The following is a 16795-nucleotide window of genomic DNA, read 5'->3' on the forward strand; positions in this document are numbered from 1 at the left end:
TAAGATCTTGTCAGCCAGCCCATCAAAAATGAGTTTTTGGGAGTCTCTGTTCCGTAAGCGAGACGCACCTGACGGGACCAGCCCTGCATAGTAGGCACACTGGTTTCACCGTCATTGGAGCAATGGACATGAGAACTCCCAATATCACCTTTATCGGCGCAGGCTCTACCATCTTTGTGAAGAACATCCTGGGCGATGTGTTTCACAAACCGGCCCTGAAAAATGCCAACATCTCCCTGATGGACATAGATCCACAGCGGCTTGAAGAGTCCCAGATTGTGGTGCGCAAGCTGATGGATTCCAGCGGTGCCAAGGGGCTGCTCAGTTGCCATACCGAGCTGAAACCTGCGCTGGCAGGGGCCAACTTTGTCATCGTTGCTTTCCAGATCGGCGGTTACGAGCCCTGTACCGTGACCGATTTCGAGGTGTGCAAACGCCACGGTCTCGAACAGACCATTGCCGATACGCTTGGGCCCGGCGGCATCATGCGGGCACTGCGCACCATCCCTCATCTTTGGCGGGTGTGCGAGGTAATGAGCGAGGTGTGCCCCGACGCCACCATGCTCAACTACGTCAACCCGATGGCGATGAACACCTGGGCCATGTATCAACAGTTCCCTCATATCAAGCAGGTGGGACTGTGCCACTCGGTGCAGGGAACGGCGCACGAGTTGGCCCGTGATCTCGGCATCGATCCGGCGACCTTGCGTTATCGCTGTGCCGGTATCAACCACATGGCCTTCTATTTGACCCTTGAGCATCAGCTGGAGAGCGGCGAATTCGTCAATCTCTATCCCGAGCTGCTGGCTGCCTATGAAGCGGGGACTGCCCCCAAACCCGGCCTGCACCACAACCAGCGTTGCCAGAATCTGGTGCGCTACGAGCTGTTCAAGAAGTTTGGCTACTTTGTTACCGAATCTTCCGAGCACTTTGCCGAGTACACCCCCTACTTCATCAAGCCGGGACGCCCCGATCTCATCGAGCGCTACAAGGTGCCGCTCGACGAGTATCCCAAGCGCTGCGTCGAGCAGATTGCCCGCTGGCAGGATGACCTCACTGCCTATCGTCAGGCCGAACGGGTCGAGGTGCCCGAATCGAACGAGTATGCGAGCGTCATCATCAACTCCCTCTGGAGCGGTGAGCCCAGCGTCATTTATGGCAACGTCAGAAACGACGGCCTCATTACCAACCTGCCGGATGGCTGCTGCGTGGAGGTGCCCTGTCTGGTGGATGCCAACGGCATTCAGCCCACCGCCATCGGTCGGCTGCCAACCCATCTGGTCGCCCTGATGAGCACCAACATCAACGTGCAGGCGCTAGTCACCGAAGCGATCACCGAGCGCAAGCGGGAAAGCATCTACCATGCAGCCCTGCTCGATCCCCACACGGCGGCAGTGCTTGGCATGGACGAGATCTACGCCCTGATCGACGAACTGATTGAAGCCCACCGCGGCTGGTTGCCGGAGTGGATTCACGGCTGAGCAAGAGCCCCCTGCGGGGGGCTTAACCCCCAAGGAGATAAACCATGAGCGTCTCGCTGAAAACCAAGTTGAGCTATGGCTTCGGGGCCTTCGGCAAGGATTTTGCCATCGGCATCGTCTACATGTACCTGATGTTCTATTACACGGATGTGGTGGGGGTGTCGGCTGCCTTCGTCGGCACCATCTTTCTGATTGCCAGGATTTGGGATGCGGTCAATGACCCCATCATGGGGTGGATTGTCGACAATACCCGCAGCCGTTGGGGCAAGTTCAAACCCTGGATACTGATAGGTACAGTGGTCAACTCCATCGCCCTGGTGATGGTGTTCAGTGCCCACTATTTCGAAGGGACGGCCCTGCTCGTCTATGTGGCCATCACCTACATCCTGTGGGGCATGACCTATACCCTGATGGATATCCCCTTCTGGTCGCTGGTGCCAACGTTGACCATCGACAAGCACGAGCGCGAGGCACTGGTTCCCTATCCCCGCTTCTTTGCCAGTCTCTCCTGGCTTATTACCGGTGCCATCGGCCTCAAGGTAGTGGACTATTTTGGCCAGGGGGACAAGGCCCACGGTTTTCTGATGTTCACCTTCATCCTGGTCGCCTTCTTTCTTGTCTCGACCCTGGTCACCCTGCGCAATGTGAAGGAGCGCTACAGCTCGGCCGCGACCCCCACTGTCAGTCAGCAGCGCACCACCATCATGGATTCGGTCAAGCTTATTTTCCGCAACGATCAGCTCACCAGCGTGCTGTTTATGGCGCTCTGCTACAACGTGGCGAACAACACCATCACCGCCTTCGCCATCTACTACTTTACCTATGTGATTGGTCAGGAGTCCCTCTTTCCCAGCTTCATGATGTACGGGGGCATCGCCAACCTGATCACCCTGATGATCTTCCCGCGGCTGGCCCGCTTCATCTCGCGGCGGGTGCTCTGGGCGTTGGCCTCACTCTGCCCCATAACGAGCTGCCTGATGCTGATGTATATCGGTTTCATTGCTCCCCAGAATGTCGCGCTGATCATCCTCTCCGGCATCCTGCTCCACATAGGTACCGCCCTGTTCTGGGTGCTACAGGTGATCATGGTCGCCGACACGGTCGACTATGGCGAGTACAAGCTTGGCACCCGCAACGAGAGCATCGCTTACTCGGTGCAGACCATGGTGGTCAAGGCTGGCTCGGCCTTCGCCGGCTTCTTCATCGGTGTCATGTTGACTCTGGTCGGTTATGTCCCCAATGCGGTGCAGAGTGCCGAAACCCTCTTCGGCATGCAGGCCATCATGGTGGTGCTGCCGGCCATCTTCTTTGCCCTGACCCTGTTTGTTTACTTCCGCTTCTACAAGCTCAACGGCCACTACCAGAGCAAGGTGGTAGATCATCTGATGTGCAAATATGAATCCGAAAGTATCGAGGCCAAGCAGGCGCAGGCGGCGGCCAGCTGATCTCTTTCACCTATAACGGCGACCTTGGGGTCGGCGTTCATCATCAAAGGAGTTGAACATGGGATATCCAATGAGTCGCCGGGCCCGTCTCTCATGCGCCATGATGGCGGCAGGCATCGCTACCCTCTGTGCGCAGCCGGCGGTCGCCGCCGGAGTGGAGGCAGCATCGCAACCGGCCGTGCATCTCAGCTCTTCCAGCACCGAACTGGCGGAAGGATTCAACTGGGCGGCCGCCAAAACGGCGCAGTTCATCATGACCGGCCAGCGTGGCGTCACCAACAAGGACGAGTACCACCCGGAGGGGGATGGCACCGGCCTGCATGACTACATCCCCTCCTACTGGGCCGGCTATTACGATCGCACGGCCTTTTACGGACGCGACTTTGCCCATCAGGTTGCCGGTGCCGAGATTGCTGGCTGGCGCGCCGAGAACTTTTCGATGTTCAAGGTGTTTGCTCGCAATGCCACCGACGCGCGCAAGTGGTATACCCTCTGGGCCTTCAACTTTGATGGCTCTCCCCACACCATCGACTACAAGGACGAGAGCTGGTTCGTGCGCGAGGTGCCCGCCCAGTTCGAGTTGGTGGAGAAGGCTTACCACGCCTACCTCTGGAGCGGCGATCGCCGCTATATCGAGGATCCCGAGCTGTGGTCCTTTTACGGCAAGGTGCTGACCGACTTCATCGCGCTGCATGATGAGCAGCACCCCAACGGGATCGCCGAGGGCAAGGGAGGTATTTTCCAGGGATCCTGCACCTACAACGAGCGGGGCGAGCACCCGATAGAGGCAGCCGATGCCATTGGCTCCCAGTATCAGGCGACGCTGGCTTATGCCGCTATGCTGCAGGCTCGCGGTGAAAAGCGGGCGGCGCAAGTCTGGCAGCGCAAGGCGGTGCTGCTGAAGCGCTACTTCAACGAGGAGTGGAGCCGGGTTGCCGGGGATGAGCAGGGCCACTATGCCCGCATACTCGACAGCAATCTCAGCAAGCGCAACGATTTTGGCAAGGAGAACAGCTGGTTTATTCCGATGAAGCGGCTATCTGAGCCGGGGCCGCGCAATGACCGCTATCTCGACTTTATCAGCGAGATGGTGGGCGAGGGGATCGGCTCGACACCACAGGCACCCGCCAACATCGAGGCCTACACCTATCTGCCGGATACCTATTTCCCCTATCAGCGCAACGAGGAGGCGTGGCGCTGGATGCGCTACATTCTGGCCAAGCGAAATTTCCCCCATGAGCGGCCTAGTCAGGGCACCAATGGCGACTATCCGGAGATCTCCTTTACGCTGGTGTCGCAGACCGTGGAGGGGATGATGGGGGTTGAGCCGGATGCGGCCGCGCACCGGGTGGCAACCCTGTCCCGATTGCCCGCTTTCATCGACTGGGTAGCCATCGAGCAACTGCCGGTCGGGGCCCACCGGTTGTCACTGCGCCATGAGGGCGTTACCGCCAGCAAGTTGGGCAACACGGGGCCGCGCGCGCTGTTCTGGGAGGCCCGCTTCCCGGGCAACCACGGATTCCTGCTGGTGGATGGCAAGCTGCGCAAGGCGCGTATGCAGCGCCTCAACGGAGTCACTGTGAGTGCGGTCGAGGTGACTGTGCCGCCGGGTGGACGAGTGAATGTATCGGTACCGTCCCGCTAAGCGGTGAGAGATTGAGTCAGGGGGGCGTGAGCCCCTTTTTTATTTGGGAATTTACTGCGAAGAGTTGGCCCGTTCCCGACTCAGTTGGCGGTAGCGACTCGGTGTCAGCCCCAGATAACGCTGGAAGGTCTCATAGAAGCGGCTGCTGGAGTTGAAACCTGCCGTCAGTGCGACATCGAGGATGGTGCGGTCGGTATCGCTGAGCAGGGCTCTGGCATGGTTGATCCGCATCGCGGTGACGTACTGCTTGATGCTCATCTGCATCACCTTCTGAAACAGCCCCATGGCGTAGTTGGGGTGCAACCCAACATGATCGGCCAGCTCCCTGGTGGTGAGCGGGGCATCATGGTGGGCGGCAATGTACTCGAGCATCTGCTGCACATGGAACTGGGAGTGTTTCGAGGCACCCGTCGTCGTCCCCTGATTGCTGTGGTTGGCGAGCAGGCGGCTCCAGCCATCCAGCCCTAGGCGCCGCAACATCAGGCAGATCTCGTCGGCAACCAGTTGCTGACGGCCAGGGTCATCCATCCGGCTTTCCGTGACCCAGCGGGTCAGTTCAAACTCGCTCACCAGCATGGCTGATCGCGACTGCAGTACGCCGCCATGGGTGACCTGATTCAGCAGCTCCCGATTGATGGGCCAGGAGAGAAACAGATGGATCGGTATATTGATGAGGCCCATTTGCGAGCAGTGGCCGATACGGGTCAGCTGATGGGGAATGGCCGCCCAGAACAACCCTGCATGCCCTGCCGCCAGGGTAAAGGATTGGCCATTCATGGTGTACTCCACATCGCCATCGAACGGGATGTTGACTTCCACCTGGCCATGCCAGTGGTAACCGGCCATCTCGTGGGGAGCCCGCAGTTCCACATCGATCGCCTCATAAACGGAGTAGAGCGAGAGGGGGCTGCTTAGCCCCTCATCGGTCTCGTGCACGCTGGAAAAGTAGGGGCGTTCAAGCTTCGTCATCATGCAGGCATCGTTATCAGGTGGATTGAAGAGACCCTGTTTGTATCACCATTCCGAGTCTCTGCCTGTGGCGGTCGTTCCGTTATTGCATCTTGTGGTGCACCAGAGCGGGAAACTGCCGGTGAACTCACAGTTGGGGTATGCAGGAGACAGCGGAGTTGCATGCTCTACCCCTGTTGTCCCCTGCTCTGCGATGTCATCTGGACACCAGCCGCTCCAGTCCGGTGAGTGCTTGTTCCAGATAGCTGCGCGGGCAGCCCAGATTGAGGCGAATAAAGCCCTGCCCCCCTTTGCCAAAGCCGATCCCCATCGACGGGACAACTCTCGCCTCTTCGATAAGCCGCTGTTTCAGCTCATCGTCATCCAGCTCCAGCTGGCGGCAATCGATCCAGGCCAGATAGGTGGCATCGGCCTCCATCAGTTGCAGACGGGGCAACCGGGTTGCCAGCTGCTCGGCAAACCAGTGGCGATTATCTGTCAGATAGGCGAGCAGTCCGTTTAGCCATGCCTCGCCGTGCTGATAGGCCGCAGTGGCAGCCTCCATGGAGAGCGCATTGAATACATCCAGACCATGGGCATCGAGACGCTGTTTGAAGCGCTGGCGCAGCGCAGGATCCGGGATGATGAAGTTGGAGATGCGCAGCGAGGAGAGACCGAAGCTCTTGCTGGCAGAGGTCGCCACCACCATGTTGGGCAGCAAATGGGGCGGCAGGGAGAGCACCGAGGTGTGCCGATGGCCAGCCAGTTGCAGATCGGCCCAGATCTCGTCTGATACCAGCGTCACGCCGTGCTGCTGGCACAGGGTCGCCAGTTCATAGAGCTCGGTGAACGTCCAGCTCCTGCCGGTCGGGTTGTGGGGATTGCAGAGGATCATCATGGCGGGGCGCTCCACCATGAAGAGACGTGCCAGCTGCGGCAGATCCATCTCGTAGCGATTCCCTTTTCGCAGCAACGGGTTATCTAGCAGTCGTCGCTCGTTCAGCGCGATGATCTTGGCAAAGGAACCATAACAGGGGCCCTGGACAACAATCCCTTCTGCGGGTTGTGTCAGCATTTGCAGTAGCAGCGAGATGCCGGGGATCACCCCCTCGACGGAGTGGATCCACTCCCGTTCTATGGTGATCTGATGGCGCCGGGCAAACCACTGTTGTATGGCGCTGAAGTAGTCATCCCGTCGCTCGCTGTATCCGAATACGCCGTGGGCGACCCGCCGTTGCAGTGCCTGCTGCACGGTTGGTGGACAGGCAAAGTCGAAATCGGATACCCACATGGGTAGCAGATCGCTGCCGTCGATGCCAAGGTACTGGGGCATACAGTCCCACTTGATGGAGTTGGTATTGTGGCGATCAATCACTTGGTCAAAGTTGTGCTCCGGCATCTTATCGCTCCTCCGCCACTGTCATGGTCCGCGGCTCCCCTGTCACCTCTTTCCGGTCTGCATGGGCGATGCCAATACCGGTAAAGCCGTAGCCCAGGGCAAAGAAAAGGGCGGCATAGCACTGGATGGCCCAGGGGAGGTAATCGAGCGTCGGGATGCCAAGGGTGCCCGCCATATAGACACCAGCAGCCGTCCAGGGGATCAGGGGCTCAATCACGGTGCCCGCATCCTCTATGGTGCGGGAGAGGTTCTTGGTATCCAGCCCCATGCGACGGTAGGCGTCCTGAAACAGCTCGCCCGGGATGAGCAGGGCCAGCTTGCCGTCACTGGTGGCACCGGTGACCAGCAGGGTGGTGGCAATGGTCGAGGCGATCAACTGGCCAGTGGAGTGAATAAGGGTCAGCAGGCGATTGATGATGAGGTTGAGCGCCCCCGTCAGGGTCAGTACACCGGCAAAGGAGAAGGCGCAGAAGACCAGCAGAATGGTGCTCATCATCGAGAACATGCCACCGCGATTGAGTAGGCGGGGGATATCGGGGAGCAGCTGGCTGACGTCATGACCCAGTGGGGTGAACATGGTGAGGTTGAAGCCGTCGATCAGGGCATTGAAACCGGACTGTAGCGGCAATCCCTGCAACGTAATCCCGAGGATAATGGCGATGGCGCTGGCCAGCAGCATCAAGGGAATAGTGGGCTTCTTGGCGATCGCCCCCCACAGCACAATCAGCGGGGGCAGCAGCAGGAGAGGATTGAAGTGGTAGAGCTGCTCCAGTGTGGACAGGATGGTGATGACCTTCTCCGGTGTGGCCACCTCTTCACCGATGACTGAAAAACCGGCGACGAAGAAGACGCCGGCAGCCAGCAGGAAGCTGGGCAGCGTGGTCCAGAGCAGGTGCTGGATATGGGCGTAGAGGGTGGTATCGGCCACAATGGCGGCGAAGTTGGTCGAATCGGAGAGAGGAGAGATCTTGTCGCCGAAATAGGCGCCTGACACCACCGCCCCGGCTGCCGCTGCCAGCGAAACATCCAGACCGTGCGCAACCCCCATCAGGGCTACCCCGACGGTGCCCGCTGAGCCCCAGGAGGTACCGGTACAGACCGAGACCAGACTGGTGATGAAGAAGGCCGCAATGAGAATGTATTGCGGACTGATCAGCTTGAGCCCCCAATAGACCATGTAAGGGATGGTGCCGCTGAACATCCAGCTGCCAATCAATCCACCCACACAGACCAGGATCAGAATGACCGGCATCGCCTTGGCCAGCTTCTGGACGATGGACTGGATGATCTCGTCCCAGCTATATCCCTGCCAGCAGGCGAGCAGTGCTGTGAAGATGGCGGACAGCAGGAGCAGTGGCTCAATGCGCAATCCCATCAGAACATAGCCAACGATCAGGAGCCCCAGCATCACCAGAATGGGTAATGTGGCAAGCCCCAGGGTCAGGGTCTTTCTCTCTTGTTTCATCACAGTTGATCCATCGCTTCAGAACATGGCGCCATTGTGGGGCGAGCAGCCTGGTGGAAATGTGAGCCTTGCACGCCAGCCATGTAACCGGTTACATGGTGTTCTGGAACGTGATCATGGTCGCAGAAGGGGAGGTTGCGTCAGGGGCATAACCGACTCGCGAATGACCAGTGCAGGGGTGAACTCATGGATCTCCGGGCCCGGGTCCTGCTGTTGCAGTCGGGTGATGGCCAGCTCGGCAGCCCGTTTGGCCATGGTCTCAATGGGGTAGTGCAGAGTGGTCAGTGTCGGGTAGAGGTAGCGGGCCAGCATGATGTCATCGAACCCGATAATCGACAGGTCTTCAGGGATCCGTCGCCCGCATTTTCTCAGGTGCGACATCATGCCTGCCGCCATCACATCGTTGAAAGTGAGCACGGCGGTTACCTCGGGGCACTCAGCAAGCAAGCGCGCCGCCGCCTGTTCGCCCCCCTCCTCGGTAAAGGGCTGGCTGATAACCCACTGTGGTTTGAGTGCCAGATGATAGTGAGCCATTCCTTGCTCATATCCCTCCAGGCGGAGCTGCCGATCGGCGATGGGCAAATCACAGGTGATGAAGCCGATCCGGCGATGACCTTGAGCCACCAGATGGTCGACGGCGGCTCGGGTGCCTGCCCGGTTGTCCAGCCAGACACTGCGGTGAGCCAGCTCGGGCAGATAGCGATTGATGGGAATGAGTGCTGGCATGTGTGAGGCGTAACGGAGCAGCAGTTCGTCAGAGAGGCGAGTGGTATGGGCAACGATGGCTTCGCAGCCCTGATTGATCAGAAACTCGAGCCCATACTGCTCCTGCTCGCTTTGATGGGACCCGCTACAGACCATCAACCGAAAGCCGTGCTGCCGGCTGATGGCTTCTACTCCGCGGGCCAGTCTGGCAAAGAAGGGATCGGCCAGATTGCCGGTCAACAGGCCGAGCATATTGCCGCTGCGTTTTGCCAGAGCCACTGCCGCCATGTCGCGTCGATAGTCGAGCGCACGCATTGCTTTCTCTACCCGTTCCCTGGTCGCCGGTTCAACATGGGCAGAGTTATTGATCACTCTTGAGACGGTTGCCGTCGAGACCTTGGCGAGGGTTGCGACCTGTCTGATGGTGGCCATCTGATTGCCTTGTTCATACTCCGGAGATAAGGGGCTCTCTTATAACGACAACTCGGTATGTCAGCTACCTCTTGCGGTTCGCTTTACTGCGATTTGTGATCGGAGTGGCACATTGGTGGTTTGCAAGGCGAATGAGATAAAGAGGCTAAGGGAAGGAGCAGAGACGATACGGGGTGTACTATCACCAGATGATGGCGGAGGGGGATAAGCAAAGAGGCCGCCGTGAGTTGCGGCCTGTCTGCATCGGACGCTGCCGGAGGGCAGGCAGGATCAGTTGAGGTCTTCGATGGAGAACTCGCCAGCGATACCATCACAGGAGATGGCGAAACCGCCGCTGAAGCGGGTGCTGAACTGGATCAGAAACGCATCATTGTCGTGCTCTTGCACAGGCAGGTTGATGGGTTTGCTGCGACGCAGGGGCTTGTGTGTTTGTACTGCTTTCATCATGGTATTTCTCTATATAAATTAGGTGTTTGCTCCTTGTATTGGCAAATGTCAGGTCAATGGGCGCGGTCGATTGGGTGAACGACAAGCGCGCAGGAATACCCAGCCCGGTTAAGGGGCGTCTGCACTTTCAAGGAATATGCTGATGCATAAATCAAATTGGGTGGGCAGATCGGGTCTGCACCGTGAGAGCCGGGCAACGCAGGCAGACAGCCTGACGGTTCTCAAGGCGAGTAAATCAGAAGAAGGTTATGCGGGTACTGGCAGGATTCATCGTGAGGTGAAGCATTGCAGGATAAACATAAACAGGGCTGATTAACTAGCCGGCGCGCATTCTCTCCTCGAAATGAATAAAAAGCAAACAATAATTTGCCGATGTTGAAGTCAGTACGCTTTTCCTCTGTGTAATCAAGGCGCTATCAGCAGCAAATATTCGCAACTATCCGCCATAAAAAGAGGGCTCCCGACGGGAGCCCTCTCTCATTCTGCAATCAGCACAGTGGGCCGACTCAGTAGTCGCCACAGGCCTTCTTGGCGGCCGTGATCATCGGGGTGATGGTCATGCCTTGCACCACGATGGAGAACATCACCACCGAGTAGGTCATCACCAGGATGACCTCCCGCAGATCGACGCCATGTTCCGGGATCATCATGACGCCGGAGGGGAGTGCCAGCGCCATCGCCATGGCCAGACCACCGCGCAGGCCACCCCAAGTGAGGATCCGTACCGAGAAGGTGTTGTAATTGCGGAATCGGCGGAAAGCCACATAGGGCAGCGACACGCTGATAAAGCGGGCACCCAGGCAGAGCGGCACCGCAATGACCAGCAGGATCCAGTCACGCCAGGCGAGATCCAGCAGTACCAGCGCCAGACCGATCAGCAGGAACAGCAGGGCGTTGAGAAACTGGTCCATCAACTCCCAGAAGTGATCCAGGTGGTGGCTGCTCTGCTCGGAAAAGCCGGAGTGACGGGTCCAGTTGCCGATCATGATGCCGGTGACCACCATGGCCAGTGCGCCGGAGACGCCGATCATGTTGGCAAAGGCAAAACCGGCGGTCGGGATGCAGAGGGTCAGCAGCAGCTCCAATGAACCGTCATCGGTGGCGCTGATCATCACGTGGGCGATAAGGCCCAGCACGGCGCCGAACAGAATGCCGCCGAGGGCCTCGTGCAGGAACAGACCGGCCACGCTACCGAAGGTGGGCTCGACACCACCAAAGGCGACGGCAAACACGGTAGCGAAGATGACGAGGCCAACACCATCGTTGAACAGGGATTCCCCTTCGATCTGGATGGCGATCTGGGGTGGCGCCTTCATCTTCTTGACGATGGCCAGTACGGCAATCGGGTCAGTGGGGGAGATCAGCGCGCCGAACAGCATGCAGTAGACCAGCGGCAACTCCCAGCCCAGCAGCTTGGCGATAAACCAGAAGCCGTAGCCGATGAGGAAGGTGGAGAGCAGGGTGGCAATGATGGCCAGAATGGTGATCTCCCACTTCTGGCTACGCAGCGCCTTGAGGTTGATGCCGAGGCCACCGGCGAACAGCAGGAAGCCCAGAATCCCCTTCAGCAGGAAGTTCTGGAAGTCGATGCTCTCCATGGTCTTGACGGCAAGAGGTTCCAGGTTGAACCAGCCCAGTTTGCCAAACAGCACCAGCAGTGCGGAGATCAGCATGGAGCCCGCAGTAATGGCGATGGTGGTCTGGATCTTCACAACATACTGGTTGGCAAAGGCGATAAAAATCGCCAACGCTGCCAGAAAACAGAGTGTGTAGTAGACGCTCATAGTTATTTTTTTCTCGTTGGTAGACAGCAAGCACGTATCCCTATGCAGGACGGGCATAGGTTACTCTCGGGCCCTATGTTACTCATTACCCATAAATGAGTATATGGTGGCGCATTTGGACTGATAGACGGCTAGATTTCCATTTTATTTGTTTGCTGTTAGGATGCTGTTTACGCAGTTGCATGGATGTAAGAGGAACACGCGGTGTCGAACGTAATGTCGAGCAGAGAGCCGAGCAAGCAGTCGGACGTAACAAAGAAGCTGGAAGCCTGCCTCAGGGAGCGGATCCTGATCATCGACGGGGCCATGGGCACCATGATCCAGGGCTACAAACTCGGGGAGGCGGATTATCGGGGTGAGCGGTTTGCCGACTGGCATACCGACATCAAGGGCAACAACGATCTGCTGGTGCTGACCCGTCCGGCGGTGATCCGCGAGATCCACGAGCAGTATTGCGCTGCCGGGGCCGACATTCTCGAGACCAACACCTTCAACGCCACTCGCATCGCCATGGCCGATTACGAGATGGAAGAGTTCTCGGCCGAGATCAACCGGGAAGCCGCCCGTCTGGCCCGCGCCGTGGCCGACGAGTGGACGGCAAAAGATCCCGCCAAGCCGCGTTTTGTAGCAGGGGTGTTGGGCCCCACCAACCGCACCGCCTCCATCTCGCCGGATGTGAACGATCCCGGCAAGCGCAACGTCACCTATGACCAGCTGGTGGCCGCCTATACCGAGTCGACCCACGCGCTGATCGAGGGTGGCGCCGACATCATCCTGATCGAGACCATCTTCGATACCCTCAACGCCAAGGCCGCCGCCTTCGCGGTGGAAGGGGTGTTCGAGGCGCTGGGCTACAGCCTGCCGGTGATGATCTCCGGCACCATTACCGATGCCTCCGGCCGTACCCTCTCCGGCCAGACCACCGAAGCCTTCTACCATTCGCTGCGTCACGTCAAACCTATCTCGTTCGGTCTCAACTGTGCGCTCGGGCCAGACGAGCTGCGCCAGTATGTGGAAGAGCTGTCGCGCATCAGCGAGACCCATGTCAGTGCCCACCCCAACGCCGGTCTGCCCAACGCGTTCGGTGAGTACGACCTCGATGCCGTCGAGATGGCGGCGCATATCCGCGAGTGGGCCCAAAGCGGCTTCCTCAACATGGTCGGCGGCTGCTGCGGCACCACCCCGACCCATATTCGCGCCATGGCCGACGCCGTGGCGGGCATCAAGCCGCGTGTGCTGCCTGAGCTGCCGGTAGCCTGCCGCCTGTCGGGTCTTGAGCCGCTGATCATCACCCCTGAATCCATGTTCGTGAACGTGGGTGAGCGCACCAACGTTACCGGTTCGGCCAAGTTCAAGCGGCTGATCAAGGAGGGGCTCTACGACGAGGCGCTCGATGTTGCCAAGCAGCAGGTGGAGAACGGCGCCCAGATCATCGACATCAACATGGACGAGGGGATGCTGGACGCCGAAGCGGCCATGGTGCGCTTCCTCAACCTCATCGCCGGTGAGCCCGATATCGCCCGGGTGCCTGTGATGATCGACTCCTCCAAGTGGGAGGTGCTGGAAGCGGGCCTCAAGTGCGTGCAGGGCAAGCCGGTGGTCAACTCCATCTCCATGAAAGAGGGGGAGGAGAAGTTCATCCAGCAGGCCAGATTGCTGCGTCGCTACGGCGCCGCCGTCATCGTGATGGCGTTCGATGAAGCGGGTCAGGCCGATACCCGCGCCCGCAAGTTCGAGATCTGCCAGCGTGCCTACCGGATCCTGGTGGATCAGGTCGGTTTCCCGCCGGAAGACATCATCTTCGATCCCAACATCTTCGCGGTAGCGACCGGCATCGATGAGCACAACAACTACGCGGTGGACTTCATCGAGGCGGTGAAGGACATCAAGACGCACCTGCCCCACGCCATGATCTCCGGCGGCGTCTCCAACGTCTCGTTTTCGTTTCGCGGCAACGAGCCGGTGCGCGAAGCCATTCACGCCGTCTTCCTCTACCACGCCATCAAAAACGGCATGGACATGGGGATCGTCAACGCCGGTCAGCTCGCCATCTATGAAGACATTCCGGCGGAGCTGAAAGAGAAGGTCGAGGCTGTGGTGCTCAACCTCAATGACAATGCCACCGAGGCGCTGCTGGCCATCGCCGAGAAGTATCGCGGTGCCGGTGCCCAGGCTGAGGATCCGCGGGATCAGGAGTGGCGCAGCTGGCCGGTAGGCAAGCGGCTGGAGCACGCACTGGTCAAGGGGATCACCGACTTTATCGAAGAGGATACCGAAGAGGCACGCGCTGGCGCCGAGAAGCCGCTGCACGTCATCGAAGGGCCGTTGATGGATGGCATGAACGTGGTCGGCGACCTGTTCGGCGCGGGCAAGATGTTCCTGCCGCAGGTGGTGAAATCGGCGCGGGTGATGAAGCGGGCGGTGGCCTATCTGCAGCCCTATATCGAGGCGGAAAAGTCGGGTGGCTCCAGCAATGGCAAAATCGTGCTGGCGACCGTGAAAGGGGATGTGCACGACATCGGCAAGAACATCGTCGGGGTGGTGCTGCAGTGCAACAACTTCGAGATTGTCGACCTCGGGGTAATGGTCTCCTGCGAGACCATTCTCAAGACTGCGCGGGAGGTCGGCGCCGATATCATCGGGTTGTCGGGCCTCATTACCCCGTCCCTGGACGAGATGGTGCACGTGGCCAAAGAGATGGAGCGTCAGGGCTTCAAGCTGCCGCTGCTGATCGGCGGTGCCACCACCTCCAAGGCCCACACTGCGGTGAAGATCGAGCAGAACTACTCGGAGCCTGTGGTCTATGTCTCCAACGCCTCCCGCGCGGTGGGGGTGGCCCAGAGCCTGCTCAGTCCGGATCTGAAGGAGGCGTTTGTCGCCCGCATCGACAAGGAGTACGAGAGCGCCCGGGATCAGCATGCCCGCAAGCAGCCGCGCTCCCGCCCGGTCAGTTTGGCTCATGCCCGCGCCAACCGGCATCAGCTGGACTGGGTTGGCTATCAGCCGCCCAAGCCCCGCGAGCTCGGGGTGCAGAAGTTCGAAGATGTGGCCATTTCGGTGCTGCGTCCCTACATCGACTGGACGCCGTTCTTCCTCAGCTGGGAGCTGGCGGGCAAGTATCCGCGCATCCTCGAGGACGAGATCATCGGCGAGGAGGCGACCAAGCTGTTTGCCGACGCCAACGCCATGCTGGATCAGCTGGAAAAAGATCAGAGCGTGCGCTGCGCCGGGGTGGTCGGCCTGTTCCCGGCCAACGCGGTAGGGGACAGCATCGAGGTCTACAGCGACGAGTCGCGCACCGAGGTCATCAAGGTGCTGCATCACCTGCGCCAGCAGAGCGAGAAGCAGGGCTTCCCCAACTACTGTCTGGCGGACTATGTGGCGCCGAAAGAGAGCGGCAAGCCCGACTGGATCGGCGCCTTCGCGGTGACCGGCGGCATCGGTGAGGAGGCCATCGCCAAGGCCTACAAGGCGCAGCACGATGACTACAACGCCATCCTTATTCAGGCGGTGTGCGACCGTCTGGCCGAAGCCTTTGCCGAGTATCTGCACGAGCAGGTGCGCAAGGTTCATTGGGGTTATGCTCCCGACGAGGCCCTCAGCAACGAGGAGCTGATCCGCGAAAACTATCAGGGCATCCGCCCGGCCCCCGGTTATCCGGCCTGCCCGGAGCACACCGAGAAGGGGAGCATCTGGGAACTGCTGGAGGTGGAGCAGGCTATCGGCATGCAGCTGACCGAATCCTACGCCATGTGGCCGGGGGCGGCGGTGTCGGGCTGGTACTTCTCCCACCCCGAGAGCAAATACTTCGCGGTGGCGCAGATCCAGCAAGATCAGGTGGAAGATTACGCCGCCCGCAAGGGGATGACGCTGGCCGAGGCCGAGCGCTGGCTGGGGCCCAACCTGAACTGACTCCCGCGTGACATCGGTTGATCTTTAACGAGAAACGGCGGCATCCTTGCTCGGGTTGAACAATCTGCGCAGAGCCGCCGTTTAACCTGTTGGTCACAGTGATGTGGTAGCGTGCGGTTTGGTGTGGTTTGTCTTGTTGTCAGGATAAACAATTGGCGTTGTCTTGGCGCTGTGGCACCTTATACTCTCCCGCCCCATCCTGCCCAGGCACAGCCTTCTAGCGGAATTGTCATGAAGATCGCCATTTTATCCCGTGAGCCGAAAAACTACTCCACCCGCCGTCTGGTCGAGGTGGCACAGGCGCGCGGTCATCAGGTAGAGGTGCTCGACACCCTGCGCTGCTATATGAATATCGCTTCCCACAACCCCTCCATTCACTACGAGGGTGGGGAGCTGGGAAGTTATGACGCCGTGATCCCGCGGATCGGTGCCAGCATTACCGCCTACGGCACCGCCGTGCTGCGCCAGTTCGAGATGATGAACACCATGGCCCTCAACAGCTCGGTGGCCATCAGCCGTTCCCGCGATAAGCTGCGGGCGATGCAACTGCTCTCCCGCCACGGCATCGGCCTGCCCATCACCGGCTATGCCCACAGCACCCACGACGTGCCCGACCTCATCACCATGGTGGGTGGGGCGCCGCTGGTGGTGAAGCTGCTGGAGGGAACCCAGGGGATTGGTGTGGTGCTCTGCGAGACTCAGAAGGCCGCCGAAAGCGTGATCGAAGCCTTTATCCAGACCAACAACAACATTCTGGTGCAGGAGTATATTCGCGAGGCCAATGGCGCCGATATCCGCTGTCTGGTGGTCAACGGCAAGGTGGTTGCCGCCATGCGCCGTCAGGCCCAGCCGGGGGAGTTTCGCTCCAACCTGCACCGTGGCGGCACCGCCGAGGCGATCAAGATCACCCCGGAAGAGCGAGCCACCGCGGTGCAGGCCGCCAAGATCATGGGGCTGGATGTAGCGGGGGTGGATATCCTGCGTAGCGCCCGTGGCCCGCTGGTGCTGGAGGTCAACTCCTCCCCCGGCCTGCAAGGGGTGGAAGCCGCCTCCGGCAAGGATGTGGCTGGCAAGATCATCGAGTTCCTCGAACTCAAGGCGAGCCGCAAGAACAAACCGGCGGAGTGAGCCT

General features: G+C 59.6%; 11 protein-coding genes. 5 read left to right on the top strand and 6 right to left on the bottom strand.

The window, feature by feature from the left end; all coding sequences use genetic code 11:
* Positions 1-128: 128 nt before the first annotated feature.
* The 3 genes from G5137_RS06360 to G5137_RS06370 are packed head-to-tail and all read left to right on the top strand — an operon-like array spanning position 129 to position 4571.
* The gene (locus tag G5137_RS06360) at positions 129-1481 is read left to right on the top strand and encodes an alpha-glucosidase/alpha-galactosidase (protein WP_421255078.1); all 1353 of its coding nucleotides are present in this window, start codon (positions 129-131) and stop codon (positions 1479-1481) included.
* 44 nt (positions 1482-1525) lie between these two features.
* A complete protein-coding gene (gene melB, locus G5137_RS06365) occupies positions 1526-2926 on the top strand; it encodes a melibiose:sodium transporter MelB (protein WP_216952768.1) in 1401 nt (466 codons plus the stop codon).
* A gap of 58 nt (positions 2927-2984) precedes the next feature.
* Positions 2985-4571: a hypothetical protein gene (locus G5137_RS06370; RefSeq protein WP_421255079.1), complete on the top strand. Its 1587-nt coding sequence runs from the start codon at positions 2985-2987 to the stop codon at positions 4569-4571.
* A gap of 51 nt (positions 4572-4622) precedes the next feature.
* Here the strand turns inward: G5137_RS06370 and melR are convergent, their stop codons facing one another.
* The 6 genes from melR to G5137_RS06400 all read right to left on the bottom strand — a co-directional run bounded on the left by melR (position 4623) and on the right by G5137_RS06400 (position 11751).
* A complete protein-coding gene (gene melR / locus G5137_RS06375) occupies positions 4623-5543 on the bottom strand; it encodes a transcriptional regulator MelR (protein ID WP_421172683.1) in 921 nt (306 codons plus the stop codon).
* A gap of 193 nt (positions 5544-5736) precedes the next feature.
* Complete coding sequence (locus G5137_RS06380) at positions 5737-6918, bottom strand: MalY/PatB family protein (RefSeq protein ID WP_216952771.1); 1182 nt, start codon at positions 6916-6918, stop codon at positions 5737-5739.
* 1 nt (position 6919) lies between these two features.
* Positions 6920-8383, bottom strand: coding sequence for a Na+/H+ antiporter NhaC (gene nhaC, locus G5137_RS06385; protein WP_216952772.1), 1464 nt, complete (start codon positions 8381-8383; stop codon positions 6920-6922).
* A gap of 114 nt (positions 8384-8497) precedes the next feature.
* Positions 8498-9520, bottom strand: coding sequence for a LacI family DNA-binding transcriptional regulator (locus G5137_RS06390; RefSeq protein ID WP_216952773.1), 1023 nt, complete (start codon positions 9518-9520; stop codon positions 8498-8500).
* A 270-nt stretch (positions 9521-9790) separates the two neighbouring features.
* A complete protein-coding gene (locus G5137_RS06395) occupies positions 9791-9967 on the bottom strand; it encodes a hypothetical protein (protein WP_005340085.1) in 177 nt (58 codons plus the stop codon).
* Positions 9968-10473: 506 nt separating this feature from the next.
* Positions 10474-11751 carry a cation:proton antiporter gene (locus G5137_RS06400; RefSeq protein WP_019446508.1) on the bottom strand — a complete coding sequence of 426 codons (1278 nt, stop codon included), beginning with the start codon at positions 11749-11751 and terminating at the stop codon, positions 10474-10476.
* Between the two features lie 216 nt (positions 11752-11967).
* Between G5137_RS06400 and metH the strand changes: the two genes are divergently transcribed.
* Together metH and rimK are read left to right on the top strand one after the other, a co-directional pair.
* Entirely contained in the window at positions 11968-15663 is a 3696-nt protein-coding gene (gene metH, locus G5137_RS06405) for a methionine synthase (protein ID WP_421255101.1), read from the top strand.
* 231 nt (positions 15664-15894) lie between these two features.
* Positions 15895-16791 carry a 30S ribosomal protein S6--L-glutamate ligase gene (gene rimK, locus G5137_RS06410; protein WP_005340088.1) on the top strand — a complete coding sequence of 299 codons (897 nt, stop codon included), beginning with the start codon at positions 15895-15897 and terminating at the stop codon, positions 16789-16791.
* Positions 16792-16795: the final 4 nt, after the last annotated feature.

Source organism: Aeromonas sp. 600282 (genome assembly GCF_049175755.1).
Taxonomy (GTDB): Bacteria; Pseudomonadota; Gammaproteobacteria; order Enterobacterales; family Aeromonadaceae; genus Aeromonas; species Aeromonas veronii_A.

What these genes read in the sequence shown, in the direction of transcription:
- G5137_RS06395 (WP_005340085.1), bottom strand. Translation starts at nt 9,967, where the DNA reads ATGATGAAAGCAGTACAAACACACAAGCCCCTGCGTCGCAGCAAACCC.
- G5137_RS06380 (WP_216952771.1), bottom strand. Translation starts at nt 6,918, where the DNA reads ATGCCGGAGCACAACTTTGACCAAGTGATTGATCGCCACAATACCAAC.
- G5137_RS06400 (WP_019446508.1), bottom strand. Translation starts at nt 11,751, where the DNA reads ATGAGCGTCTACTACACACTCTGTTTTCTGGCAGCGTTGGCGATTTTT.
- nhaC (WP_216952772.1), bottom strand. Translation starts at nt 8,383, where the DNA reads ATGAAACAAGAGAGAAAGACCCTGACCCTGGGGCTTGCCACATTACCC.
- G5137_RS06370 (WP_421255079.1), top strand. Translation starts at nt 2,985, where the DNA reads ATGGGATATCCAATGAGTCGCCGGGCCCGTCTCTCATGCGCCATGATG.
- melB (WP_216952768.1), top strand. Translation starts at nt 1,526, where the DNA reads ATGAGCGTCTCGCTGAAAACCAAGTTGAGCTATGGCTTCGGGGCCTTC.
- G5137_RS06360 (WP_421255078.1), top strand. Translation starts at nt 129, where the DNA reads ATGAGAACTCCCAATATCACCTTTATCGGCGCAGGCTCTACCATCTTT.
- G5137_RS06390 (WP_216952773.1), bottom strand. Translation starts at nt 9,520, where the DNA reads ATGGCCACCATCAGACAGGTCGCAACCCTCGCCAAGGTCTCGACGGCA.
- metH (WP_421255101.1), top strand. Translation starts at nt 11,968, where the DNA reads ATGTCGAGCAGAGAGCCGAGCAAGCAGTCGGACGTAACAAAGAAGCTG.
- melR (WP_421172683.1), bottom strand. Translation starts at nt 5,543, where the DNA reads ATGATGACGAAGCTTGAACGCCCCTACTTTTCCAGCGTGCACGAGACC.
- rimK (WP_005340088.1), top strand. Translation starts at nt 15,895, where the DNA reads ATGAAGATCGCCATTTTATCCCGTGAGCCGAAAAACTACTCCACCCGC.